Annotated in this window: 17 protein-coding genes; 11 read left to right on the top strand and 6 right to left on the bottom strand. The window is 36.2% G+C overall.

Annotated features, from left to right (window positions below; genetic code table 11):
- Window positions 1-4 precede the first annotated feature (4 nt).
- Both DVR12_RS03690 and DVR12_RS03685 read left to right on the top strand, forming a co-directional pair.
- Window positions 5-3,334: a SusC/RagA family TonB-linked outer membrane protein gene (locus DVR12_RS03690; RefSeq protein WP_116974092.1), complete on the top strand. Its 3,330-nt coding sequence runs from the start codon at window positions 5-7 to the stop codon at window positions 3,332-3,334.
- Between the two features lie 11 nt (window positions 3,335-3,345).
- Entirely contained in the window at window positions 3,346-5,331 is a 1,986-nt protein-coding gene (locus tag DVR12_RS03685; RefSeq protein WP_116974091.1) for a SusD/RagB family nutrient-binding outer membrane lipoprotein, read from the top strand.
- Between the two features lie 141 nt (window positions 5,332-5,472).
- On the opposite strand, the gene DVR12_RS03680 is transcribed toward DVR12_RS03685, so the two are convergent.
- Window positions 5,473-6,528: an alpha/beta hydrolase gene (locus DVR12_RS03680; protein WP_116974090.1), complete on the bottom strand. Its 1,056-nt coding sequence runs from the start codon at window positions 6,526-6,528 to the stop codon at window positions 5,473-5,475.
- Window positions 6,529-6,803: 275 nt separating this feature from the next.
- Between DVR12_RS03680 and DVR12_RS03675 the strand changes: the two genes are divergently transcribed.
- Window positions 6,804-7,475 (top strand): MgtC/SapB family protein, encoded by a 672-nt coding sequence (locus DVR12_RS03675; RefSeq protein WP_116974089.1) that lies wholly within the window; start codon window positions 6,804-6,806, stop codon window positions 7,473-7,475.
- An 85-nt stretch (window positions 7,476-7,560) separates the two neighbouring features.
- Window positions 7,561-8,076, top strand: coding sequence for a hypothetical protein (locus DVR12_RS03670; RefSeq protein ID WP_116974088.1), 516 nt, complete (start codon window positions 7,561-7,563; stop codon window positions 8,074-8,076).
- A gap of 146 nt (window positions 8,077-8,222) precedes the next feature.
- On the opposite strand, the gene DVR12_RS03665 is transcribed toward DVR12_RS03670, so the two are convergent.
- The gene (locus DVR12_RS03665) at window positions 8,223-9,251 is read right to left on the bottom strand and encodes a serine hydrolase domain-containing protein (RefSeq protein ID WP_199417030.1); all 1,029 of its coding nucleotides are present in this window, start codon (window positions 9,249-9,251) and stop codon (window positions 8,223-8,225) included.
- A gap of 14 nt (window positions 9,252-9,265) precedes the next feature.
- The gene (locus DVR12_RS03660; protein WP_116974086.1) at window positions 9,266-11,329 is read right to left on the bottom strand and encodes a CehA/McbA family metallohydrolase domain-containing protein; all 2,064 of its coding nucleotides are present in this window, start codon (window positions 11,327-11,329) and stop codon (window positions 9,266-9,268) included.
- 467 nt (window positions 11,330-11,796) lie between these two features.
- Between DVR12_RS03660 and DVR12_RS03650 the strand changes: the two genes are divergently transcribed.
- The gene (locus DVR12_RS03650; protein ID WP_116974084.1) at window positions 11,797-13,317 is read left to right on the top strand and encodes a glycosyltransferase family 39 protein; all 1,521 of its coding nucleotides are present in this window, start codon (window positions 11,797-11,799) and stop codon (window positions 13,315-13,317) included.
- Between the two features lie 472 nt (window positions 13,318-13,789).
- On the opposite strand, the gene DVR12_RS03645 is transcribed toward DVR12_RS03650, so the two are convergent.
- Genes DVR12_RS03645 through DVR12_RS03635 form a run of 3 tightly spaced genes read right to left on the bottom strand, consistent with a single transcriptional unit; the run spans window position 13,790 to window position 18,309 of the window.
- Complete coding sequence (locus tag DVR12_RS03645) at window positions 13,790-14,647, bottom strand: DUF7164 domain-containing protein (RefSeq protein ID WP_147323402.1); 858 nt, start codon at window positions 14,645-14,647, stop codon at window positions 13,790-13,792.
- Between the two features lie 34 nt (window positions 14,648-14,681).
- A complete protein-coding gene (locus tag DVR12_RS03640; RefSeq protein ID WP_116974082.1) occupies window positions 14,682-16,628 on the bottom strand; it encodes a lanthionine synthetase LanC family protein in 1,947 nt (648 codons plus the stop codon).
- 1 nt (window position 16,629) lies between these two features.
- On the bottom strand, window positions 16,630-18,309 hold the full coding sequence (locus tag DVR12_RS03635) for a hypothetical protein (protein ID WP_116974081.1): 1,680 nt from the start codon (window positions 18,307-18,309) through the stop codon (window positions 16,630-16,632).
- A 469-nt stretch (window positions 18,310-18,778) separates the two neighbouring features.
- Here DVR12_RS03635 and DVR12_RS03630 point away from each other — a divergent pair, with 469 nt between their 5' ends.
- The 6 genes from DVR12_RS03630 (at window position 18,779) to DVR12_RS03605 (ending at window position 26,232) form a co-directional block, all read left to right on the top strand.
- Window positions 18,779-19,048, top strand: a complete 270-nt coding sequence (locus DVR12_RS03630) for a pinensin family lanthipeptide (protein ID WP_116974080.1) — start codon at window positions 18,779-18,781, stop codon at window positions 19,046-19,048.
- A 79-nt stretch (window positions 19,049-19,127) separates the two neighbouring features.
- Window positions 19,128-20,072, top strand: a complete 945-nt coding sequence (locus DVR12_RS03625) for a TraB/GumN family protein (RefSeq protein WP_116974079.1) — start codon at window positions 19,128-19,130, stop codon at window positions 20,070-20,072.
- A gap of 17 nt (window positions 20,073-20,089) precedes the next feature.
- On the top strand, window positions 20,090-21,226 hold the full coding sequence (locus DVR12_RS03620) for an alcohol dehydrogenase catalytic domain-containing protein (protein WP_116974078.1): 1,137 nt from the start codon (window positions 20,090-20,092) through the stop codon (window positions 21,224-21,226).
- 3 nt (window positions 21,227-21,229) lie between these two features.
- On the top strand, window positions 21,230-23,989 hold the full coding sequence (locus DVR12_RS03615; protein ID WP_116974077.1) for a lantibiotic dehydratase: 2,760 nt from the start codon (window positions 21,230-21,232) through the stop codon (window positions 23,987-23,989).
- Window positions 23,990-24,000: 11 nt separating this feature from the next.
- A complete protein-coding gene (locus tag DVR12_RS03610) occupies window positions 24,001-24,921 on the top strand; it encodes a thiopeptide-type bacteriocin biosynthesis protein (RefSeq protein ID WP_116974076.1) in 921 nt (306 codons plus the stop codon).
- Between the two features lie 6 nt (window positions 24,922-24,927).
- Entirely contained in the window at window positions 24,928-26,232 is a 1,305-nt protein-coding gene (locus tag DVR12_RS03605) for an HlyD family efflux transporter periplasmic adaptor subunit (RefSeq protein WP_116974075.1), read from the top strand.
- Window positions 26,233-26,239 lie beyond the last annotated feature (7 nt).

The raw sequence follows: 26,239 nt of genomic DNA, 5'->3' as shown, positions 1-26,239 counted from the left end.
AACGATGCAGTCAACCAAAAGATGCCTTTTGCTTTTTATGCTCTTTTGCATAGGGAGCATGTTTGCCTATGGGCAAGGAAAAATGACGGTTTCAGGAACCATCAAAGACGCTACAGGCAATCCTCTTGAAGGAGCTTCCGTAAGCGAAAAAGGTACCTCCAACGGAGTGCCAACCGGAAAAGGAGGTAGCTTTACCATTAATGTAAAACCAGATGCCAGACTAGTATTTTCTTACGTTGGATTTAAAACACAGGAATTACCGGCTACAGTTTCTATGCACATAACTTTAGTCGCTGATGTGCGAACTACTGATGAAATAGTAGTTACCGCCCTGGGTATCAAAAAACAAGCTAAAGCCTTGGGCTATGCGGTGTCCAAAATTGATAACGACAGGATTATGGCCAGCGGTACACCTACCAATGCTTTACAGGCTTTATATGGTGCCGCACCTGGAGTACAGGTTGCAGCTACCGCTGCGGGTCCATCTGCCGGTATGAAAATCAATATTCGTAATGCTGTATCATTTGATCAGAATTCCTCAACCCGTCCACTTATTGTTGTTGATGGTGTACCAATTCACGACAAGAATACACAAATGGGATTCGGGGCTACTGACCGTGATAACGGTACCGGCATTAACGATATCAATCCTGATGACATTGCCTCAATGGAAATTTTGAAAGGAGCCAAAGCATCAGTATTATATGGTAGTGAAGGCGCCAATGGCGTTTTGCTGATTACCACTAAAAGTGGCGCTAAAGGAAAAGGACTGGGAGTAGCTGCTTCCTTTACAACATCGTGGGACCGTGCTGCTTTCCTTCCTAAATTACAAAATGAATATGGAACAGGTTCCAGCCCTAGCAATTCCAGGAATGATGCCGACGGATACTATGTTGTGAATGGCAAAAGAACCCTGGCTACTACATTGGGAGATGGCTTCGGTGCAGCCGCATTCGGACCAAAATTCGACCCAAGTGTGAAGGTTATGTGGTGGGATGGAGTAGAAAGACCATGGGTAGCACAAACCAAAAATATCTATTATGATCTTTACCAAACAGGGCATCAAAACACAACAAATGTGGCCTTAAGCGGAGGTAACGATCAGGGCCAGATCCGTTTTTCATACACTAATTTAAGTATGACACCAATCAGACCCGGTTCAGACTATAACAAAAATACTTTTAGTCTTACCTCCTCATACAAATTAAATAACAACATCACTCTTAAATACACAGGCAACTTTTTTATCTCAAAAAATAAAAATGCTGCCAACCTGAGTACCATGAATGGTGAAGGCCAGCAGACTGAAATCGGGGCATTTAGCTCTGATATCAACGTAGGTTTATTAAAATCTCACATGCTTACGCCCGATGGATATAATTACTTTGCCAACCCAAGCCAAAGGAATTTAATATCAAATGGTAGAAAAGGTGTGGTAGGTTTTCTCTGGGATCAACTGCAAAATCAATCTAATTTTACAAGATTGCACAATATCCAGTCTCTGTCTGCCGACCTAAAACTCGACAATATATTTAGTGCCACTTTAATGGGGGGTATAGATTATAGCACAGAAAGAAATGAATATAAAGGTAAATTATTAGATCCTCAGTTATTAGGGCCTAACAGTGGACTTATGTACAGTGATGTAACAACCATATATAAGAACACCTATGGCCAGGGTATGCTTAATTTTGATACCAAAATAGATTCAGATTTCGATTTGTCTGGTTTTGTAGGTGGAGTTATCAGAAATAATGTTACGGATGGGAAAGGTGCTTCTGTGAATGGTTACGGACAACTTGTTATTCCAAACTACTTTTCATTTAATAATTTACCATTAGGTGTGCAACCTCAGTACCAGTTTGTAAACGGACAGGATATTCTGTATAGCTTACTGGGATCGGCACAACTGGCATGGAGAGGACAATTATATTTAGAAGCGCAGGCCAGACAGGACTGGTCATCTATTTTGCCTCCTAATCAGAATAGTTATTTCTATCCTGGTATTAGTGCTTCATGGATATTAAGTCAAACCCTGAATTTGCCAGTGGTATTTGAATATGCCAAAGTTAGAGCATCATGGGCCGATGTGGGTCGTCCGGGCCCTCGTTACTTCAGTAATGTTAACTACTCTACCTCTCAAACCGGTGGTGGATATGTACTCAACCCTCCTTCTGACCTTCCTCCGATGGATGCCAATGGTCAACCCAATTTAAAGCCTGAACGTAAACGTGAGTTCGAAGTAGGCTTTGAAACCTATCTGCTTCAAAACAAAAGAATTGGTGTAGATTTCTCTTATTACAGATCAAATATCTACAACCAGATCATGGCAGTAGCTGCCCCTCCGGGTATGGGAGTTAAAAATATTCGTATGAATGCCGGTGATGTGATGAACAGAGGTTGGGAGCTGGCAATTAAAACAAAGCCAATTCTAACTAATGATTTTGCCTGGGATGTAAACCTGATGTTTGCACATGGTAAAACTTATGTTCAGAAACTCGATGGTAAACTGCAATCCCTTACTTTGTGGAGTGCCTTCGGAGCTGTGAATGCTGTAGCTAATGTTGGTGAAGAATATGGACAATTGTACCTGACTAAGTCGACTTACACCTATAACGATCCTACTCAACCAAACAATCCAAGCAATGGAAAAAGAGTTGTAAATGCTGCCGGATCTGCTTACGATTATAAGAGTACAGCAAAGCTGGTTGGTAAAACAATCCCTGATATTACCGGTGGATTTTTCACTTCCTTCTCCTACAAAAACTTTCGTCTTCTTGCCAACATAGATTATCAGTTTGGAGCTACTTTCCTTTCCGGATCTGAAACTTATATGATGGCAGCTGGTGCATTAAATGAAACCTTGAAATATAGAGATGAGGCTCATGGTGGTGTTGCCTATTACTTGGATGCGAACTCCAAGAAAGTAGCAGGTACAAACCCTAATGGACCTACCTTCCACGATGGTGTGATACTGGATGGTGTTGGCACTGATGGCAAACAAAACACTAAAGTGGTTTCGGCTGATAACTACTATTACGATTCTTATTTTTCGAATGGTTTCTTCCCGGAAGACAGAATCTTTAAAAGTGATTATGTAGCACTGCGTAACGTAGCAATCGATTATACCTTCAGTTCAAAGATTGCTCAAAAAATTCGCATGAGCAGTCTGGTACTTTCCGCTTTTGCTAATAATGTTGCTTATCTCTATAAAGCCGCTCCTAATTCAATTCCTGAATCAACCAACGGAACCGGTTGGGGCGTAGGGTCCTATGGAACAACTGCTTTACCGGCACAACGTTCAATAGGTATTTCTATCAAAACTAAATTCTAAAAACAACTAAGATGAAATATATACAACTCAAATCATTTTTCTTGCTTACGTTGTTACTATCTTCTGTAGCATGTAAGAAGAAACTGAACGACCTATATCAAAACCCTGATGGTTATTCGAAAGAAATGGCCGATAAATCGGGCGTTAGTGTTATTGCCGGATTCTTTACTTCTCAGTTAACTCAGGGCTTCTTCCTCAGTGGTGATTACGGATCTGTTTACCACCAGGTAAGAAGCGGTGGCAGGGTTACCGGAAGTGCTGTTCAGATTTACAACACAATGACAGAAGGAGGTGGTAATACCCTTGCCGATGTAGAGCATGACTGGGGTACCGGCGGTTTTAACGAATCAATTTTCAACTTTGTTAATACACAATGGATCACACCTATCCTTTGGGCCCAACGTGAATATAATAATACTCCACAGGCTAAACGGACGAATTTAGATAGCCTGTACATCACCTTAATGCATGTTTTAAAAGGTTATGCCTACCAAAGAGCAACCGACATGTACGATAAAATTCCGTATATCGAAACAGGTTCTGCTGGCGGCCTGGACGGAGTTAAAGCTAAATACATCGGGCAATCAGAAATCTATCAGAAAATAATCGGTGATCTCAAAGCTGCAGATGAAGTGCTGACAACGCTCACTCTTTCTTCTACTGAACAGGCATCATTTAGCCAGCAAGACATCATCTTTGGCGGAAATATCCTGAAATGGCGCAAGTATATTAATTCGTTGAGATTGCGTTGTGCGATAACTGTTAGTGAAGTTTTGCCAGATCTTACAAAGAAAGTAATTACTGAATTACAGGGAAAACCTTTGTTGACTGAATATAACGATGTGGCAGGGGTAGCGGATATAGCTGTTATTGCACTCAATCGTATTTGCAACGAATTAGGTATTACTCGTGCTTACAGAGAAAGAGGTGGTGACTTCCGTGCAGGGAAAAAATTCCTTCAGGATGTAATGAATTGTCAACCTACCCTTGGCAGCAAGGTAGTTAATGGAAAAACATTATACTATTTTAGTGGTGACAATTCTGCAACGGGTTTATTGGACGGAACAGTTGACCCACGTGTTTCCTACATCTTTGCTACTGACTTGAAAGGCAGATACCTGGGTGCTGAAACTCAATGGGATGGCAATACAGATCCAAATAGTTATCTAAATAAAGTTTTACGTGGTATCTATATCAATGATCCTATCCTGACTGATATTTCAAAAACCACAATTACTTTTGGTGCCAATAATAAACTGTCCATTACTCTGGATGCCGAGTCAAAAGCCGATCTGAGTAAAAGAGAAGCCTTCCTGTTAAATTCACTTCGCCTCATACTTGCCGCTACTGATGATAATGAAGGACAACTTGGATCAGAAAATAACCTGGTTGCCGAATATAATGTTCGACCTGAATTCAACTTTGCATTGAAATATCCAACTATTCATGCAGTTGAAACAGAGCTTTCATTGGCCGAAGCAGCAGTAAGAGGTTGGGGCCAGCTGAATGGTAGCGCACGTGATCACTACAAGAATGCAATTATCTTATCCTGCAAATATTGGTATGAACTGAATAACTCAAATCAATATTCAAAAACAACAATGCCGGCTATGCCAACAACTATGTCTGATTTCAGAATCAATGACAAGCCAGCAATGGAATATAATGCAAGTAAGTATGCAGAGAATGCCGCAGAGAAATTTGATGCTATGTCAAGCACTCAAAAAGTTCAGGCTATCTTTGATCAGCTTCAGTTGCATTACAATATGTTGAACTTTGAAATTCCATATACTGCTGCCCGCAGATTAATTAAATACCTGGGTACCAACCCGGCTTCTATGTACAGCAAGTATAAATGGAAGGAAAGAATGACTTATCCAAGCAGCGTTCAGGCTTCCGACCCAGAAGGTTGGTCTATTATTAGTCCAACCAACAATCCGGATTTACCGGTATGGTTTACCGGCCGTACTACCAAATGGAAGAATGCGTTGGAGTAGAATAGATAAAGAGTATGAATAATTAATAAGGCCGCCATTGTGCGGCCTTATTGCTGTTAGTTACATTGGACTTATGTTGCCAATAGAAAAACATAAATCAAAGAATTCGTCTGATTACTGGTAAAAGAGAACGGGTTCCTCTTAAAACAACAAGTTTGTAGAGAAAAACCTGAGCATATTTTCTTCCATCCTTTTCGCAACGCGGTTTATATGATCTCCATCATAAATTTCAAAGGAATGCTTAATCCCGTATTTATTTAGCTCACCATTTAATTTTTTAATGCTTTCTGCGATACCTTTATCTTTATCGCCGGCATCAAAACCAATAGATTTCAACTTCCTAATGTTATAAATGTACTGGTCTAAGTTATTCAAAGGACGATTTGCATCCCACTTCAGCAATATTTCGGGTTGCAGACTTCCATTTTTTATTGGAAGATCGAGATAAAACGGTGGATTGTCCGGATTCGGTGACCATGCCGCTGCCGATGCAAAGAGCGCTTTGGTGAAAAAATCGGCCTTCTGGAACTCTTCTATCGTTTTAATATTGTCTGCATTCCGGAGTTGTGAAGTAAGCAAGCTTACAGACTCAGAAGGTGAGTTCAGGCAACACGGACTCAACAGGTATACGGCCGAAAACACTTCAGGGTTCTTCTCCCCTATCCTCAAGGCGCCATAGCCACCCATAGAATGGCCGCAGATTCCTCTACTTTCTTTTTGAGAAAGCGTACGATAATGCTGATCTATATAAGTTACAAGTTCACTTGCTATAAAGTCCTCCCAATTTCCTGTTGTAGCGGAATTGGAATACATGCTTCCCTGAAAAAGCGTGTAGGCATCGGGAGTAATAACAATCATTTCATGAGCCGGATCTTTCGAAAATGCTGTATCCAGGATAGGGGGTAACGACATCCAATGGTTTTGAATTCCAAATACCTTGGCATCATTGTCTGTATACCCATGCAGAAAAAATACTACAGGATAACGCTTTTTCCCATATTGATAACTGGCAGGTAAATAAATGGAAACATAACGATCGGCGCTATCGCCACTGAGATTTCCTTCCAGTAATTTACTATGAACTTTTATTCGTTGTACAGTACCCTTTGGTACTTCTTTCTTTTGAGCCACACCAACAGAAGTTTGTAACAAAAAAAGGGAAAGGATTGCAATGGCAAAAATAGTTTTGATTTTCATTGTGATGCGGTATTAGAGTTTTATGGTAAGATAAAAAACACACCCCAAATATTATCCAAAACAATGCGATGCTAATAGGCAATAATTTCCACCATGGGCAATCTACATGAATTAAAATTATCACATATAAGTATTTTTCATCTTTGAATATATGACATTAATCTGCATGTAGTAATATTACAATACATTAATAATCAGTGCCATACTATATCGTCTGTAATAATCGGGCAATTGGTTTTTATCCTTCAAAATGGGATTAATTATTAAATTAGAGTATGATACCTCCTTTAGAAATAATACTTCGGTTATCACTTGCTGCCCTTTTTGGCGGGATTATAGGACTTGAAAGAGAACGAAAGGATTGGGCAGCAGGACTTAGGACCCATATGATGGTTTCAGTAGGTGCCGCACTTACCATGATGGTCTCTGCCTTTGGTTTTGCAGATGTTTTAGGAACCCCAAATGTTGTACTGGATCCTTCCAGGGTGGCCGCGCAGGTGATAAGCGGTATCGGTTTTATTGGAGCCGGCACTATCCTTTTTCTTAAGGAAGGTGTAATTAGAGGCTTGACCACTGCTGCCGGTCTATGGACAGTCGCAGCCATCGGGCTAGCAACTGGAGGGGGAATGTATTTTGCGGGCTTCTTAGCCACCTGCATCGCAATCATCATATTATGGCTTTTGCAACCTATTGAAAAGAAATTCCTTAGCCGCTTTGAACAAAAGTCTATCAGGATAATCACCTTTAATCGTAGCAAATCTATTGAGATCGTAGATAAATTGTTCCAGGCAACCTCTCTGAATATCACAGCCTGCAATATTGAACAAACAGATACTATCTTTATTGTTACTATTCGATTTAAAAGCATGAATAAGCCCCAGGTTGGGAAACTTATCGCCGATATTCAGGTAGATGATGGTGTAAAAGAAGTTTACTGGAATGGCTAATAAGGATGTTTATTTCTCCGGCACCTAAAAAAAATTATGATTTTATTAGCAGGTCAGACCAAAATGTATTTGTTATCTTCACACTATGTTACGCACAATCATTTTTACAACGCTGTTGTTATCTGCCCTGGCTGTTAAAGCCCAGTTACCTTCATTCTCAGAAGTTAACAGATGGTCTGAAAACAAACCTGAGCAAAAGACTAATGATTCAAATTACCACAAGAAATGGTTTGTTGTAAAAAGTGCCAGCCTCTCTACTGGCTTCATGGCGTCTAACGTGGGAAGTGGCAGTTTTCTGTCTGTACCCCTGGGTGTACAGATCAACAGACAGCTTACCAATAATTTAATTGCATTTGGCGGACTATCAGCAACTCCCTATATCATGCAGCTTAACGGAGTTTATTACCCGGCAGCCCAATACAAGAATAATGGCATGATGCGTATTAATAACTCCGGCATACTTCCTTCTGCAAGAGCAGGAATCATGTATATCAGCAATGACCGCACCTTTTCTGTTTCCGGTAGTGTTAGTGTGAGCCGTGGTAGCTATTTTGGCAATTTCCCAGGTTATTCTCCCATTAATCCATTCATGCAGTATTAATAAGAATCAGACCTGGTTTAGTGGCCTCCTAGGTTTCCATTACAAATAGTTTACTACCATGGTCTTCCATACATTACTCCCTGCTACTTATAAACGAGGAAAGTTCCAATACTCTGTTACTTTTGCTTTAAACAAAGCGCAATAGCTTAATTTAAAGCTGGCAAAATATGCTTCCAAATCAGGTTAATTTCTTCCTGCATATTCTGGATATTGGCTGTTGTTGTTACTACGGCATCTTTGTCGGGGATGATAATAATAAACTGTCCATCTTTTCCATCTGCTCTTACTGCACCGAATCGGCACCTCCACATCTGATAGCCATATCCTTGAGCCCAGTCGCTTTGCGTCTGATCGGCATCCGGCTTCATCCATTGTGGTGGTTGTTTGATATGAGAACTGGTTGCATCTGCAATCCATTCTTTTGATATCAGCTGTTTGTTTTTCCATCTGCCTTTCTGCATAATAAACTGCCCCATTTTAGCCATATCCTCTGTTTTGATGAACAGTCCCCATCCTCCAAAATTTACTCCCTGAGCATTGCTCTCCCATCTTGCACCATCTATTTGCAATGGTTTGAACAAACGAGGTGTCAGATAATCAAAGATGGTTTTACCGGTAACTTTCTGAATGATAGATGACAGCATATAGGAGGCGATGCTGTTATATAAAAACCTGGTACCCGGTGCATGTGTAATGGGTGTTTCCAGAAAAACACGTTCCCAACGCTGTGTTCCTCCTGCATTTACATTTGGCTCTACCTCCTGCCCTACGCTCATAGTAAGCAAATGGCGGATCTCCAGTGCAGCAAGGTTGGGAGACACCTCAGCAGGGAGATCATCAGGGAAAAATTTTATCACCTTGTCATCCAACTTTAGTAATTTTTCCTGTACCGCAAATCCAATGGCTGTAGCAGTAAATGTTTTGCTCACAGAAAACATGACATGCGGCTTATCTGCTGCGTTGTCGCCATAATATTGTTCTGCAACCACTTTACCATGCCGAACGATCATAAAACTATGAAGTTGTTGCCCACTTTCCTCTACTGCTTTTTTATAAGCTTCTATTCCATCTTCAGATACCTTTTCCGCGGCGGGAGTGCTACGTAGTAGCTGTTGGGCTTGTGCACCTGCAGTAACCGTAGCAGCAAGCATAAGCATTGAGATCACTTTTTTCATGTTGAAACAGTATTTTACATTAACCAGAATGTTTGACTGAAAGCGCCGTTGGCAGCAGCATCCCAGGCTTCTACACGAACCCATCTGCGGCCTTTCAGATTTGTATTAAAATGAAAATTTTTCTTACCAAAAGCTTCAGTATCAGTCAGCGATATTTTTTCTCTGTATACCTGCTTTCCATCTCCCGAAATGATTTCAACAAAACTCATTGGGAAAGTCCAGTGAAGCTGCATATCAATAATGGTATTGCCATTAGCGGGCAACCTCAGGCTATCTCCGGAGATATGCCCATTTACTGTCAAATGTGGCATCAGCACTTCTCCTGTGCTGCTAAAAAATCGACCCCGCTGCATTGCATCGAGAACTGGCATCCAGCCATCTTTAAATGCTGGCAACTTGTTTAGCATCAGGTAATTGACATTCATATGAGCATACATCTCATTACTATGTGTTATAGTGAAGAGATCTGCTTCTGAAATGACTGTCTTTTTGTTCCCCCAGTTATTCATGTCGTCCATTAGGTCGAGCACCCGTTTACCCAGTCGTGGTTGTGAAAGGTCTGCCGGCATTGCTTTCCAGGCTGCCCCCATAAATCGGTCTGATAAAAAGAAGGCTTCATTTTTATAGCTGTCGGGGGTTGACACGGAGCCTTTAGTTCGTGGATGTGCTGTCCATGCCAGGCCTTTTTCATCTTTGAGGAGTTGCAACATTTCTTCTTTATTGCCGATGTGATATACTTTACCGTAGCCACTTTTTTCTTCGACATATGGTTCGCCCGCATTTCGCGACATCACCCAGTATACCGGCTTTGGAAAGATATCGAGCCAGTGGCCTCCAAAAAATTCATTGGGTTCTTCTCCTGGCAGCAGCAGAAAGCGACTGTCTGACTGCCGTTCACATAAATCAAATAATGCTTTTAGTTGTGGTAAACGTTTCGCATCAGGACCTTTAGGATCCGCTGTATAGTGGAATTCTGCCAGATGTACAATATCAACACCTAGCCGCTTAAATACTTCTACAAACTCCGGGTGTACAGGAATCGGCTTTCCGGCCATCATCACTTTCATCACAAATTCATTATGAAAATGACTCGCCATTGTTTTATATCCAGGCAGGGTTGCGTAACGGTCATTGCGAGTGAATGCCTTTACACTTGTCAGCACATCCTGGTTTTTACTTAGTAAACAAAAGAAACTTAGGCGCTGCTCTGTACCTGGGGGTGCATTAAACCAGGGTACAAAACGTTTATCGCCTTCCAACTCCTGGCGTATTCCAATACCACTGCCGTTTACCATTTTCCGGTACTCACTTCCATACCAGGTAAACCGGAGGTTGAAGGCTTCATCAAGTGGATAGAAATATTGATGCGGTGGTGGAAAAACAGCAATAGAACTTAACTTCCCGCCTGCTGCGATGGCGCGATATTTTGATGCAACCAATTGTGCAGTATCAGTTATATTCACTGCAATTTGTTGTAAACTATCAGCAGTATTAATCCAGGAAATACTGGTCCATTTTGGTTTTTTACTTACTAAACCCCCATCAAAAACAATAGCTTTGGCAGTATCACGGGTAGTGATCACACTTGCGATATTAAATAAAGGACTTCCATTATAAAAAGTTACTTCCAGTGTGCCAGTAAAGGATGCTGCAGTCACAGAACCTATGCTTGCAATAGTTCTACTACCATCTGTTTTTACAGAAACGCTGGTTTTCTTTATGATCAATGGATAGCTTTGATAAGGTTTCGTTGGCACCTTGTCAAAAAATATATTCCAGCCATTTTGCGACTGCAAATCTCGTTTACCTACTGTAACCACAAAAACCGGGTCCATATCCGCACAAATTTGTTGTTGCCCAAGAGTTATCGTTTTAAATAATGGCTCTGATGTATGCAGGTCTATTACTACATTTCCTTGTATATTATCGCCGGCCGGCCAGGTTATTTCAAGCAATGAGTCTTGTTGCTTTACAGAGGCGCCATTACCAAGGCTAAGCCCTCGCAGGTTGGCCTTGATTTGTGCAATACATACAGTACTAACAAATAAAAAAACAATAGAAGAAAAGAGAGTCTTCATCCCGCGGAATTATAAATGAAAGATAAGCGATTGTATAGGAAAGTGCAAGTATAACAACAGGATTGAAAAGAATCCTCGGCTAACTTGTTGTGTATCCGGCCACTATGGAAAGGAATCTCTTGGTAGATTTACAATGGAATTGTCAGATGTAGAATTTTAAAACCAGCTAGTTTTTTGTGAAACATTTACGAATGGAATTGTTTCCAGGTAACTTTGAAAGGAGTGGATTTTTGCTTGTTAACAATAGTGGTAAACCAGGAAAATTTAATATTCATATAAAACAAACTGATGACAGTACCACCACTGCCATTATCTTGTTTATCAATCCACTACATGCTTACCTCCATTCATACTTTATCTTTTTTTGCCTCCAATTGCTAAAAGAAATTTTTTATCTTACTTTATTTTTATATCCCGTATAAAGCCCACATGATAAGTGTGATAAATGTCGAATTATTGAATTGCTTATGAGAAAAAGAACCATAGTTTTAGTAGGATTCATCATATTAAAATTCTTATTACAATATATTCTAATAAGTCCTGAATACGATTTACAACGGGATGAATATTTACATCTTGATCAGGCACATCACCTGGCGTGGGGCTATTTGTCGGTACCTCCCGTGACTTCCTGGATTTCCTTTCTGATCATGCTACTTGGAAATTCAATCTTCTGGATTAAGTTCTTTCCTGCGCTATTCGGAGCCTTGACGATAATTATAGTATGGAAGGCAATTGAGGAATTAGGTGGAGATCTGTTTGCCTTAATCACAGGAGCAACCTGTTTATTATTTTCAGCCATATTGGCTTTAAATACCCTCTATCAGCCTAATTCATTAGATGTGCTGAGCTGGACAACCTTTTACTACTGCATCATAAAGTATATCAATTCCGAAAAGCAGAAATGGCTGATGGTTGCCGCCATTGTTTTCGCCTTTGGATTCCTGAATAAATACAATATAATATTCCTGCTCCTTGGGCTTCTTCCGGCACTTTTAATATCACCACAACGAAACGTATTTGCCCGGAAGGGATTCTATCTGGCAGCTTTACTTGCATTAGTACTTATTCTACCCAACCTGCTATGGCAATACAATAATGATTTTCCGGTTGTACGCCACATGAAAGAGTTATCGCGCTACCAATTGGTGAATGTAGACAGGCAGACGTTTTTAAAATCCCAGTTGCTCTTCTTCTTTGGTGCAGCTATTGTGATTTTATCCGGATTAGGTGCTTTGGCTTTATACAAACCGTTTCAAAAATACAGGATCTTCTTCTGGACATTCATCTTCACCTTATCTATCTTCATCTACTTTAAGGCAAAAGATTATTATGCCATGGGAGTATATCCGATTTACATGGCTTTTGGCGCTGTTTTTCTTTCAAGGGTGTTGTCAGGAGACTGGAAAAGATATTTACGTCCTGTTGTCATTATTTTCCCCCTGCTTGTCTTCATTCCAATGTACAAGGTTGCTTTTCCAAATAATGGTCCCGAATATATCTTGAAAAACCAGCAGCAATATAAAAGATTAGGACGTCTTCGCTGGGAAGATGGTAAAGACCATGCATTACCTCAGGACTTTGCAGACATGCTTGGATGGAAGGAACTGGCACACAAAGTGGATAGTATTTATGCGCAGCTTCCTACTAAGAGTAATACCCTCGTGCTTTGTGATAATTATGGACAGGCAGGCGCCATAAATTATTATTCTGAAAAAGGTATCCGGGCAGTTTCATTTAACGCCGATTACATCAATTGGTTTGTACTAAATCAGCCGTATGAAAACCTGATTAGAGTGAAAGAATATTATGACAGAGATGATGAACTTCAACAAACAGGTGCTTTGTTCCGTACCGGACTGGCAGCTGATTCTATCACCAATCCGAATGCAAGAGAATATAGAACAACAATTTTTCTTTTTACAGGCGCCAAAATTGACATAAGGCAGCGAATAAAAGATGAAATTGTAGAGGAGAAAAAATATTAGATAAAATAACAGGTAAATATTCTGGCACTGTTTATTGTACTTTTGAATTTTTATTGCAGAAAATGGCGCCTTTATTGGGCGCCTAAATTGTTGCAACCAGAAGTACTTCGCCGATGGCAGGTAAAAATTGTCGGTGCTGTATTAAAAATATTTTTCCTTCATCTTTTTTTCAGAGATGTTATAAATTTCTTTGGTGTTCCTGAAACCATAGCACCTTTTTTAATAATTCAATGGGAATCTTAGTGTAAGATCCATTTTTGGGGGCAACTCTACCCTCTTCAGGTAAGGTGATTTCATACGTGGTAATTAATTCTGTATCAATTAATTTTACGACGTGGCAAAATAAATATAAATGAGGTAATCTCTGATAATATTACCTCATTTATATTTATAAAAAGCAGTACAGTTACTGGCCGGATATTTTTGACCTATACTAAAGCAGAATATCAATTTATTTACATAAAAATACAGATCACTGGGTATTGCCAGTTAGAGCACAATAAAGTGAATAATTATGAACTATACTTAAATCCAGGTTTTGTGGATCAATATTCACATATTTACCATCAAAAAAATGAAATTTAGAGAACAGGGAATTGGTATGAAAACAGTGAATATGCGTGTGATTTGTAATAAGATTTCCGGAAGTTGAGCAAAAATCAAAATTTTCTGAATCTTTCAAATATTTTTTAACCATGTTATTAATTGCAATCTCACTTGCATATAGCAATGAAACTCCTCGATAATAACTAGGCCAAGTTCCCTCATTGGTTGCAAATTCATTCTTTAGAAAATAGGAGGTTAATTTAGTAACTTCAGTAGACAGATCCAGCATGGTACCTGATTCGCCATACCACGTTGAACCGAGGTTTTCCGTATAATCAGCACGCTTATTTATTCCAAATTTATTTCCAACCTCTTCCAACCTGTTTCTTGTAAGATCGTCATATACATAATATCCCCCACCTATAGTAAAGCATTCAGGATAATGAGAATTCCATTTTGGAGTAAGAAGTGTATCAGTATCCGTACGAAGTAAGTAAGTATATTGCTTTAACCAATTTTGATTTTGAAGACAGGCTATACTATTAATATATCCGTAGTCTAGTAAAACCTTTTCATTTAATGGCTCCATTTCAATAAACATAATCTTAATGCTAGTAGAAAAAGTCAACTCTGCTTCTTTAAATATCTTGTATTGCGGGGAATAGTAGACAACAACATCTGTATCTTTCGCATCAATAAATTCTAATGATCGTAGCAACATTTTGAACATACTAAATTGATGCTTTTTGTAATCCAAGTAGATAACTATTGCTCGTGAGTTCATAACCTATTGGTTTATATTAATAAAATTTTAGTGATTAATTTTCAATTATCAGACATCTTTTCTGAAGAAGTACAGATATTTGGCAAATAATTAGGTTTTGAAATTCTACTTCTTCTCTTTCTTCTAGATCAGTCTCCAATTTCAAAATATTAATTACCTCCTTTACACTCATAGGGGAACTAAGAATGGACAACAACTTATTTGTATAATTTCCAATATAACTAATTTCAACACCATCATATAAAGGGTTTAGTAAAACATAATTATTTATTTCAATCGACCCTTTATTATTATTCACTCTATGAAAATCACACCATTCGTTTGACACTTTTTTAATTAATATATATGGATCGCTTCTTATTCTTAAGTGAAGTAACAAACTATAATCTGTTTGACTAAAATATAAAGTTTGTTCTTCTGCATGTAATTGCCGGATATGAAAAAAACAATTGTTGAATACTTTGCTGTCAGCTTTTCTTATGGTTGACTCTATTTTAAAAGATTCTTTTAACAAAGCGAAAGGACTATTTGCTTTAATCGTTTGCTCCAGAGATTGTAATAAGGATTTGTAGAAATACCTGTAATGAGTTTTATGTACTAAATGTGTTACTTGTTTATTTTCCGTTATTATTTTTGTTGTTATGGGAAATAATTTTCTTGAGAACAAATCATTAATAAACGACTCGCTAAAATATCCACTCACTTTGCTATTGTTCTTTTGGTCATTAATTCTCGGTGCTAACGGAGATATGACTAAATATGGTGAATATAGTTGTAAAAATAAATACCCAATACCTGATAAGCCATTAAATAAACTTAGGTCATCTTTCATTTCATCCAATATTCCAACATTCTTATGTAAGTAGTTCGAAACAATTTTTTGGGCGAACTTTAATGATGAGTCTTTTTTATCTACATTATATTTCTCTATAAAAACACTTATTAATGATCCTAATCCATGACATAAAGAAAGATTTAGTTCGTTCGCTTCATCACTCTTTAAATACATTTTGATCTTCTTAATAGCATTATTAATATCTTTTTTGTAGATTTTATCCCTGGTAATACCATATGCTCTTAGCCTTGCCAAGCAAATTCCAGGAGCACCATGACACCATGCAACTGTATCTCCCGACTCGTTGAAGATATCAAATTCTTGTTTTAGATATGCAGTTTTAAACCGGGGATAATCTTTATCAAAATCAAATATTCCATGTCTCATATCGGGCCAGTTACAGGTATTTCGATTAAATGACGCATTTTCATACCAAAATGCAGCGGCGCCAATTTCTTTTAGGGGATCGACATCAAAGTAATTTCCAACCTCTATTAAAACAAATCCTATTCCTGAGGATCCGTGAGAAAATCCACTGAGACTTCTTATTTGTTGTTTATATCTATTCCAGAAAATACCATCTTTATTATGATGTGCATTTGTAAGTATTCTTTCAATGTAAGTTAAAACAATCTCCAACAAGCGTTCATCTTTGCTCCTTGAGTATAAATACGTAAGGGAAAGTAATATGCCTGCGTTACCCATAAGAAAATCATCATTATGTAACACCAGATCAGGATGTCTGTAAATACATAATATTTCAATTGCTTTTGCTGTGTAAATTGTTTCATTCAATGTTTCCCCCACTTTAAATAGTACGTAAGCTATTCCTGCCATTCCTGTATAAAACCCGGGATCTCCAACGGTATCTATATTATTTGCAATCCTATTTGCTGCCGATTTTATTAAATCAATATATTTTTCTTCTCCTGTTAATTTGTATAGTTCAAGTAAAAACAGTATTATACCACTATCACCGTCATACATATATAAACGTTCAGAACCAACCTGAGTATCTCTGTCTTTTCTATTTGTTGGCCAACAGACACCACTTTCTGACCAATAGGCTTCTTCGATTAATATCTTCCCTATATACTCAGCTAATTTTAAGTACTTATCCTTAAACATTAATTTTTTATTAGGCATATCACGGCTCGTTTGAATGTATATAATCGATTAACTCTAATGCCTCTGTTTGACTATTTCTTAAAATTTCAGAAGATTCTTCAACATTATTAAGAACCCTCTGGTCATTCCAAATAAAAAACTTCCCTTTTATTTTTTTCACTTTAAATCCAAGCACCTTAGCTCTTGATATTCGGCTCAGCTCATTGTATAAATTGGATGAAAACAGGAAACTATTGTATTCTCCTTTAATAAATAATTCAGTTGTAATCAGGTATGTATTTCCCCCATAAAGATTATTCAGAGTCGTGGTCTTGGAATTATGGGTATTTAAAATCCGAATATCTGTTTCTTTAGAAAATGTTTCTATTTTGTCATTAGCTATAATTGATGCTCCAGAATCAAAAGGGATTACAAGATCGGCTACCTTATGTCTGATTAAGCACGCAGCTGAGTATAGCTGGTATGGGGATATGATTGTTTCTAAGTCATGAAATATTAATATTTCGTTATTAAACTTCCTGACCCAATTAGAGCTTCGTAAAGTCGACAGATTGTTGTAATACTCATACGATATATTTATTTCCCATTTTTCTGGAACCAGCCTTTGCACGCTGCCAATCTCAATCACTAAAATATTTGTTTGAAAATATCTTGTAATAAATCGTATGAAAATATCCAATTTCACAGTATTATCACTAATATCTGTTTCCACAAGTATTACAAATACAGCATCATCAAGCTTGTAAAAAGTATTATTTCCTGCAGCGCTAATTTCATTGGCATACTTAGCACTACAGCTGTCTGATCTTAAATGATTCCAGTCGTTATGAATAGGTGTATTTTCTTTAAAACTTCCTTTATAAAAATATTTATCTGAGTCTGATTCCAGTATTCCTGAATCATGATAAATACACATTTGGTTCCATTCATGAACATCTGATGTTGGCCAGCTAAATTCCATTTCCTTACTAATCCTTATTTTATGTCCATAAAACAATCCATTCCAAAGTACAGCCCACATATCACTACACCATGCCTGGATGTACTTATATTCATTAACCGGTATGGCATTCTCTTTTGCAAACAGCGATGCATATTTTTGTTCATTTGAGAGTAAATGACTGAATAGTCTCTCACTATCTCTTTGTACTTTATTCCAAAACTCATAATCAACATTCCGAATAAGATACTGAGCACCGCCTGCATTTTCATCATTAGATATTACAGTTGATTTATCAATTCCAACTATTTTACACATATCATCAAGCACATATTCACCATGCTTTCTGATATATTTAGTATCTAAATAGCTTTTAGTATCAGAAACATACCATGTGTTATCATCTTCTACATCATCGAATCTTGGGAGTCTGGTAAAATAGATATCTGAATCGTGATAAAAAACTGTCTCATGCCTTTCTATCTTATTAGCAGAATAATGTTGCTTAACTATGTGTGGCCGGATAGATGAGACATAAAACTTATTATCTCTGATATCGGGATACGAAAAAAAACAAGCTATATCGTTATACTCTTTTATAAATTCTCTACACAGTGGTTCTATACCTTTATAAGGATTATATCCAAACAGTACATGAATATTGAGCTTTGGTACCCCAAGATAATTTAGGTTTCTTAAAAGAATTTGAAGCTGCCAGACAAATACAGGGGAATCAGGTTGGGCCGACAAAAAAATCATTGATAATATTTGGTTTTGCTAATTGATTGTTTATATTTGAACTAGTACATTCTTTCGTATTAAATATGATATACTAAATCTATAAAAAAATAAACGTGTTGCCTTACTTTTTTGCATATTTAAATAAGTGTAGATAAGTTTAGTAGTGTACGTATAATAAATTGTAGCTGTTGAGAACCCTGTAGTCGTTAGCAACCCGAATATTAATACTTTCTTTTCGTTATTTCTGTTAGTTGATTATCTGATTTCAAAAATTCTACGTTATGATGATTTTAGTTAACAAGATTATACATTTTGTATTATTCCCAATCCAAATATGACTGGAGGAAATATATAGTTACTGTTGCAGAATGCAATCCTAATTGAGTTTATATTCTTTAAACAGAATATATAGGGTTTCTATGCTATTAACTCTCCCATTTCAGAAAACTAATTCCACGCTTTTTTTTTACCCTTAAAACAAAACAACATGAAAAAAAAACTCAAACTTGATGAACTTAAAGTTCAAAGCTTCATCACAGAGCTTAAACCCGAAATAGCACATACAGCTAAAGGAGGGGATGATGCCTACACTACGACTCCTCAGTGCGTCATAGCTAGTGCTGCAGTTACTGCTCTTACATGGACAATTTATACTGATTACAGTAAAGCTCAATCCTGGCCTCCTTATGGAAACTCTACCGAGTGTACCAAGATAACCACCACAACGGTTACCACAACAAACAGGTTAATAGCTTAATTTAAACCGGGGCTACCTTTAATATAGAGGCAGCCCCATATCTCCATATTATTTTGAATAACCATTGAATTCATCCAAGATGAAAAAGATTGTGATTATAATTTGTACATGTTTGTTTAATACAACCGCTACTTTTTGCCAAGACTCTATTCCTGGTACCTTATTATGGGAAGTTAGTGGAAATGGGTTAAAACAACCCTCTTATTTGTTTGGTACGAACCATTTATTTGGTAGTGCATTTTGGAATTCATTAATGGATGTACAATCTTACTTTAATAATGTAGATGCTATTGTTGGTGAATTCAATTCCAAATCCGGCAGCGAAAAAATCGCAACTCCAGAAAACGAAAACATCAATACTTATGTGAAATACGATTCAATATTTTCAGCTAAGGATTATGAAACATTACAGAATTATCTATTTGGAATTGGTGATATTCCATTGAATAGATTGGATAGCGCAAAGTTTCCAGCATGGAGATTATATGCATTTATTCAAGGAGATTATATTAACAAGTTATTAAAAATTTCCGGGAATGAAGAGCAGGCAATCGATTTCTATTTACAAGATCTCGCAGGTAAATCCGGGAAAGAAATTATTGGATTAGATAACCTTAGTCCGACAAAAAAAATTGACAATTCAAAAATATGGGGATCACCTCAGCAAATTGGAACGAGTATAATGGCTCTTGTAGATTACATACAAAATGGTACAATCACGCCAGAAATATCAAGAATGGTCGAAGAAATAAAAACTTTTGAAAAGTACCGAAGTTTTGAAATAAACTATCAATTTACCTCATCCCCCCCATATAAAAATACAGCTATTATTCAGCAATTACTCATTGACAGAAATAAAGCCTGGATTAAAGTCTTACCTGATTTACTAAGAAAAAAAAGAAATTTTGTGGCAGTAGGGATTATGCATTTAATGTACAAAGAAGGGTTGATAGTTCAGCTTAGAAAAAAGGGATTTAAAGTAACTCCTGTAAAAATGGAAAATTTAACCCTTGTAAACCAATAACAGTAAAATAAATTATTATGCGAGCACTTGCAATTGTTTCTAAAGATACTTTCAACTTAAAACCTGAAGAATGTGAAATAATAAGTCGAGATGAAATTGATATAAATGGAATACCTGTATATCTATCACTATTAGATGTTCCTAATTCAGAATTCAATAGTACTTATATTGAAAATGAAGATTTAGTATATGTTAGAAAAACAGCTTTCTCATTAAATTTCAGAGATAAAGCTCTGTGCTTTACAGCTGCCAGGTATTTACAGAATCAGGGTAATCAATCTTATTGGCCAATTGGATCGGATTTTTGTGGTATAGTTGAAAAAGTTGGTCCAGGGGTGAAGACTTTAAAAGTCGGCGATCGTGTAATCCCTAACTATGCATATCCCTATTCAGGATTCCCAAATGTTTATCCAGGTGTAGGAACCAATAGTTCATCTAAAGAATATGAAGTCTTTCATTATTCAAAGCTAATTAGTATTCCTGAATCTATGTCTGATGAAATTGGGGGTGCATTTACTATTGGAGCACAAACTTCCTTTGGTATAATCAACAAGCTAAATTTAAGAGGAGATGAAGATATTCTAATAACCTCAGGTACCTCCAGTACCTCATTATCTATACTAAGTGCCATCAAAAATAAAGTTGGAAAGATATGTGTATGTACTTCAAGAAAAGAGTGTATACAGAAGCTGAAGGATTTGGGCGCCGATGATGTTATTATTATGGAAGATCGTTACAATATGCTGAATAGCGAACAACTTAAAATTCAAATAGAGAAACGTTCTGGATTTGATATAATAGTGGACCCTTTTTCAGATGTCTATCTTCCACAATTGATCTCTTCTCTCCATTATGGAGGGAAATATATTACTTGCGGAATATTTGAACAAATGCCATACGAAAACAAACCAAACTCCAATCAATCCGTTCAGTCGATCTTAGAATTAATGATTAACCTAACAATCAGAAATGCGCAAATAATTGGAAATTGTCTTGGAGAGAAACAGGACCTTATAAACGCTATTTCCGGTTTTCAAGATAATGAGTTCAATATTGTTATTGATTCAGTGTTCGACTTTTCAAACATTGGTAAATTTGTTCACAGGTCATTCTCTGAAAGTAACAAGTTTGGTAAAGTAGTATTTAAATATTAATGTATGAAAATATTCCCTCTATCTATGGTACGAATCGGTGGGTTAACCTATGATAAAGTTGCCGATTTGGAATGTAATAAAATCTACAATATTGTACTGGAAATATGTTATTCTTTAAGTTTGCTTCCACAAATGAAGAATACGATTTGTGATGAATTGTTTATACAAATTACACAAATAAATGAATTGGAACGAAATTCATTAATCAATATTAAGCGAAAAATATATAATGATAAACCTCTTACAGAGAAAGAAGTAACAATACTTAACAATCTACCATCCCCTCCATTAAAGGAAAGGTTAACAAAGTATTTAAATCTTAAACATAAAGTTAATTCATTAATAGAATTGGGAAAATCAGAATTCAGTGATGAATACAATAAAATTCAAAAAAAATTCAGTGCGATTATTAAGGACGAAAACTTTGTAAGCGGGCTTTTACTTGCAAGTTGGGATTTACTTACCGAAGCCGGTAAAGTTTACAACTCTAATCAGCGTAGTAGTAAAGAAAGTAAAACTGAATATGCACTGGCCAAATATTTTGTAAGATCAGCTACCAAAACGACACCTTTCAGCGCATTTACCAAAGTAGGTTTTGCAAAAAACACTTCTTTAAATGGTATACCAATTACAATTGATAACAACTGTGTTGATAATTCACCTGCAAGTCAAATCCGTTTAAACAACTATTTATACCAACACTTACTGAATATTCTCCTCAGTTATGAACCTTTCTATAATAAATTATTTGTCAGATTGAACCCAACAATCACAAAAGAGACAAATACTTACAAATTTTTGATTAATTCTAACAATTCAGAAGCATTTCAACATATCAATAGGTCTGAGGTGATTGAATATATAGTTGACCAAGTTAATCAAAAGCCGATACAGTATTTCGAAATTTATAATGACTTGTTGGGAACTATTGGAAATGAGCAAGAATTACAGATTACATCATTTTTATTAGAGTTGTTTGAATATGGGTTACTAGAGTTTCATATCCCAATTGCCGGTACCGATCCCAATTGGAGTCATAAACTCATAATATTATTAGATAACTATCGCGAAAACCAACCTATCCAAGCATTAAAATCAACATTAATAGAAATAAAGGAAATACTTGATCAATATATACAGGCAGATGTACAAACAAGAGGGGATATAATAAAAAAAGCATATAAATTGTTCATGGATTCGTATTTGGCATTACATGAAGCCGCCGGACTTAATAAAGAAGAAAGAAATTTAATGTCTGATTTTCTGGCTAACGCTAAACTAGATGTAGATAAATTAAATAGTATAAAAAAAGAAAAAGTAGATGAGGATACTGTTAAATTCAAACATACTAAAAATACACTCCTACTAATCAAAAAAGAATCATTCATCTATGAAGATTGCAAATTCTCTTTGCCAACGCAAATAGATGAAACATTCGTTAAAAATACAATTGAGGTCGCCAATCAGCTTAACAACATATGTGCTATATGGGATTATTCTTATGAAAGGCGAGAGAGCATTAAGAAATTTTATTTAGAGAATTTTTCAGATAAAAAAAGTATAGATATACTTACTTTTTATGAAAAGTACCAAATCCATCAAAAGCAGGATAAAAAAAAAGAAAATTTACTTGAAAAATTATATGAACAATATATAACTTATTCGGACGCACTCAAAAATTCAATCTCAGAACATCATTTGAATAGTGACCATTCCATTGACATATCATCAGAATTTTTACTTGACGCCTATAAGCGGACTACCGAAAAGGATATTCTACCAGAAAGTAAATCATCAATATCCTGTTTTATACAACCAATTATTTCATACGATCCCACAATTGCTTCCAAAGCTCTGATAAGTAGTGGAATAGTACATGGTTATGGAAAGTTTATGAGCAGATTCCTTCATCTGTTTGAACAAGAAGCGATAACTGATATACTAAGAGATTGGAATACTGCCCATGCGGGCGAAGATATCTACCTTGAAAATACTGATGCGAGTTATTTTACAGCTAATGTTCATCCAACTTTACTCAACTATGAGATCCAGGTACCTGGAGGACATAATATTCTGGAAGCGGATAAACAGATTTCTGTCACCGGACTTTCTGTAAAGTATGATAAAGACCTGGATGAGCTCATTTTATTTCATACTATTTTAAATAAACGAGTCTATGTCCATGATCTTGGATTTCAAGCTCATTTGGGCCGTTCACCACTATTCAGGTTGTTAGATCTGTTCTCTACAAAACCACCATCTCCTATATATATTATTCATGATACTGTTAACGGTTTCTATGACAAAAGATTCAAAGAGCAAAATGTCAACTATTCCGAACATATCATACTTCATCCACGAATTTCTATCGATAATAAAATAATTATACAGAGAAAGACTTGGAAAATTAAACTGCAGGCACTACCAATATTAACAGGATTAAGTACGGATTGGGAAATTTACCAGACAATCATTCAATGGAAGTATAAAAATAATTTACCTGATGAAGTATTTGTCAGAATAAACAAAATTCAAGCTGGTAGTAATGATGAAATTGATCTTAAAATCATTCAAAAAAGAGATGATTACAAGCCTCAATACATCAATTTTAAAAGTCCGATTTTAGTTATGGTACTAACAAAACTATTAACCAGGGTAAGTGATGAACTTATAGTAGAAGAAATGCTGCCATCTTCAGAACATTTGGTAAAAGTAAATGAAGAAAAGTATGTTTCTGAATTTTTGTTCCAATGGTATAATTAAAGAGATATGGTATGAATTTAAAAAAATGGTTAGCCGTATACATATATCTTGAAGGATCATTTGAATATTATTTATCAAAGAGGGTTTTACCCTTAGCCAGGAAGTTAAAGAGGCAAAAGTACATTGATAAATATTTCTTTATTCGATACAGTGATATTGGTCCACATATTCGACTTCGATTCTATGGTAGTTCTCATAATATCGAAAGATATGTAAAGCCACAATTGGAGCTATGGCTCAATTCTCTGCAAATAGAGGATGTTATACACTATAATATCCTAAAATATGTATACCAAGACTATGAACCAGAATATAGTAGGTATGGAGAAGAACAAGCAATGACGATTGCTGAAACTCAGTTTTATTCATCCTCTCAAACAATACTAAAAGCAATAACTTATAAGTCAGAAGACTACAATTCCTGGGCAATCGGATTTGCGTTAAAAATGCATTTATGTTTTATTATGTCAACCGGACTTTGCAGATCGGAAGCGGAAATATTACTTCAGGATGTATTTAAAAGTTGGTTATTTAGTGCTACTCAGATATTGAAAAATATTGATAATACATCATATTTAGAAAAATCGGAAACAATTATTCAGGCATTCGAAAATAATTATGATAAGCAAAAAAAAAATTTAGGAATAGGTTTGGATAATTTCTTATCAAAAATCCGGAATGAAGATTTTAAAAATATTGGATGGGCAAAAAGTTGGATCACAACAAGTAAAAAAACACATAAGGACTTAAACAAACTTTTGTATCAGGGAAAATTGTTTGCAGACTGGAACTTTGAAGTACAGGAATCGTATAAAATCATTTTTATATATGGAAGTTACATACATATGACTAATAACCGATTGGGCATCTTAAACATTGACGAAGCTTTTATTGCATTTCTACTTCTAAAACTTCTTGATAAAGTATACTAAAATATTATGGACGAGCATGAAAAAATTGAATTAAGGAGCCAGGAAGTGCAGGAAATAATTGGGCATATACCGCATTGGGTAATTAGATATGGTATAACTAGTATCTTTTTTGTTATTTTAAGTCTACTCTTAATGGCTTGCATAATTAAATATCCAGACATTGTTTATTCAAGAGTAACATTAACTACTTTTCCCCCACCGATAAGCATTATTGCCCGTTCGGCAGGTGAAATAAAGTTGCTTGTTTTGGACAATGATAGGGTGAAAAAGGGTCAGGTATTAGGTTATCTTAAAAACACAACTGACCTTGAAGCTGTTCAATATCTTAGCATGAAACTGGAACAGCTCAATCTTGGCAGCAATCAAACAGACTCAATCCTGAATTCAGACTACTTCGATAAAAACCTTAGGCTGGGTGAATTGCAAGTTTATTATAATAGTTTATTGAAAAGTATTGAAGATATTAAAGCTTTTAGCAGATTTCAAATAGATTCCATTCAGATCGCCTCACTCAATAACCAGATTGTTTCGTTACATAAGATCAACGAGAAAATTAACATCAAGAAACAAATTTATCTGAATGATGAAAGTATTACGAGAAGGAAGTTTCTTTTGGATTCTATGTTGGTAAATGAAAAAGTATTTGCATCACTGGAATTAGATAATTCAAAAAGAATATTGTTTCAATCTCAATTAGCTCTTGAAGAAATTAATTCTAGTTTAATCAATAATAATATTCAGGCCGAACAACTTTCGAACCAAATAAAACAGGTAACAAATTCAAATTTTCAACTTAAAAGTGCTTTGCATATATCATTACAAAATTCTCTTAAACAATTAGAAAGCATATTATCTGAATGGAAGCAAAAGTATTTGTTGATATCACAATATAATGGCACTGCAACTTTTGCAAATTTATGGACAGATAATCAATTTGTTAACAACAATCAGGAAATAATGAAAATTGTGCCGGATGTAGGACCGGAAAATATTATGGTTCAGGCAATGGTACTCATTTCAGGTTCCGGTAAATTAGAAATAGGCCAGCAGGTTAATATTAAAGTGGACAACTATCCATACAATGAATTTGGAATGCTGGTAGGTAAAATTAAGTCTATTTCTCTAGTTCCAATTAATAACGTTTATACTGTATATGTTGTTTTGTCTGATGGGTTGCTAACTACCCAAAATAAGCACCTAGAATTCAAACAAGAAATGCAGGGAAATGCAGAAATTATAACGCGGGATATGAGATTGATCGAGAGAATTTTTAACAATATCAGATCGTTGATTGATACTGCCTCCCGTTAATAAGTTT

The organism is Chitinophaga silvatica (genome assembly GCF_003419895.1).
GTDB lineage: Bacteria > Bacteroidota > Bacteroidia > Chitinophagales > Chitinophagaceae > Chitinophaga > Chitinophaga silvatica.
This window is presented reverse-complemented; position numbering and strand designations above follow the sequence as displayed.

What these genes read in the sequence shown, in the direction of transcription:
- DVR12_RS03690 (WP_116974092.1), top strand. Translation starts at nt 5, where the DNA reads ATGCAGTCAACCAAAAGATGCCTTTTGCTTTTTATGCTCTTTTGCATA.
- DVR12_RS03685 (WP_116974091.1), top strand. Translation starts at nt 3,346, where the DNA reads ATGAAATATATACAACTCAAATCATTTTTCTTGCTTACGTTGTTACTA.
- DVR12_RS03680 (WP_116974090.1), bottom strand. Translation starts at nt 6,528, where the DNA reads ATGAAAATCAAAACTATTTTTGCCATTGCAATCCTTTCCCTTTTTTTG.
- DVR12_RS03675 (WP_116974089.1), top strand. Translation starts at nt 6,804, where the DNA reads ATGATACCTCCTTTAGAAATAATACTTCGGTTATCACTTGCTGCCCTT.
- DVR12_RS03670 (WP_116974088.1), top strand. Translation starts at nt 7,561, where the DNA reads ATGTTACGCACAATCATTTTTACAACGCTGTTGTTATCTGCCCTGGCT.
- DVR12_RS03665 (WP_199417030.1), bottom strand. Translation starts at nt 9,251, where the DNA reads ATGAAAAAAGTGATCTCAATGCTTATGCTTGCTGCTACGGTTACTGCA.
- DVR12_RS03660 (WP_116974086.1), bottom strand. Translation starts at nt 11,329, where the DNA reads ATGAAGACTCTCTTTTCTTCTATTGTTTTTTTATTTGTTAGTACTGTA.
- DVR12_RS03650 (WP_116974084.1), top strand. Translation starts at nt 11,797, where the DNA reads ATGAGAAAAAGAACCATAGTTTTAGTAGGATTCATCATATTAAAATTC.
- DVR12_RS03645 (WP_147323402.1), bottom strand. Translation starts at nt 14,647, where the DNA reads ATGAACTCACGAGCAATAGTTATCTACTTGGATTACAAAAAGCATCAA.
- DVR12_RS03640 (WP_116974082.1), bottom strand. Translation starts at nt 16,628, where the DNA reads ATGCCTAATAAAAAATTAATGTTTAAGGATAAGTACTTAAAATTAGCT.
- DVR12_RS03635 (WP_116974081.1), bottom strand. Translation starts at nt 18,309, where the DNA reads ATGATTTTTTTGTCGGCCCAACCTGATTCCCCTGTATTTGTCTGGCAG.
- DVR12_RS03630 (WP_116974080.1), top strand. Translation starts at nt 18,779, where the DNA reads ATGAAAAAAAAACTCAAACTTGATGAACTTAAAGTTCAAAGCTTCATC.
- DVR12_RS03625 (WP_116974079.1), top strand. Translation starts at nt 19,128, where the DNA reads ATGAAAAAGATTGTGATTATAATTTGTACATGTTTGTTTAATACAACC.
- DVR12_RS03620 (WP_116974078.1), top strand. Translation starts at nt 20,090, where the DNA reads ATGCGAGCACTTGCAATTGTTTCTAAAGATACTTTCAACTTAAAACCT.
- DVR12_RS03615 (WP_116974077.1), top strand. Translation starts at nt 21,230, where the DNA reads ATGAAAATATTCCCTCTATCTATGGTACGAATCGGTGGGTTAACCTAT.
- DVR12_RS03610 (WP_116974076.1), top strand. Translation starts at nt 24,001, where the DNA reads ATGAATTTAAAAAAATGGTTAGCCGTATACATATATCTTGAAGGATCA.
- DVR12_RS03605 (WP_116974075.1), top strand. Translation starts at nt 24,928, where the DNA reads ATGGACGAGCATGAAAAAATTGAATTAAGGAGCCAGGAAGTGCAGGAA.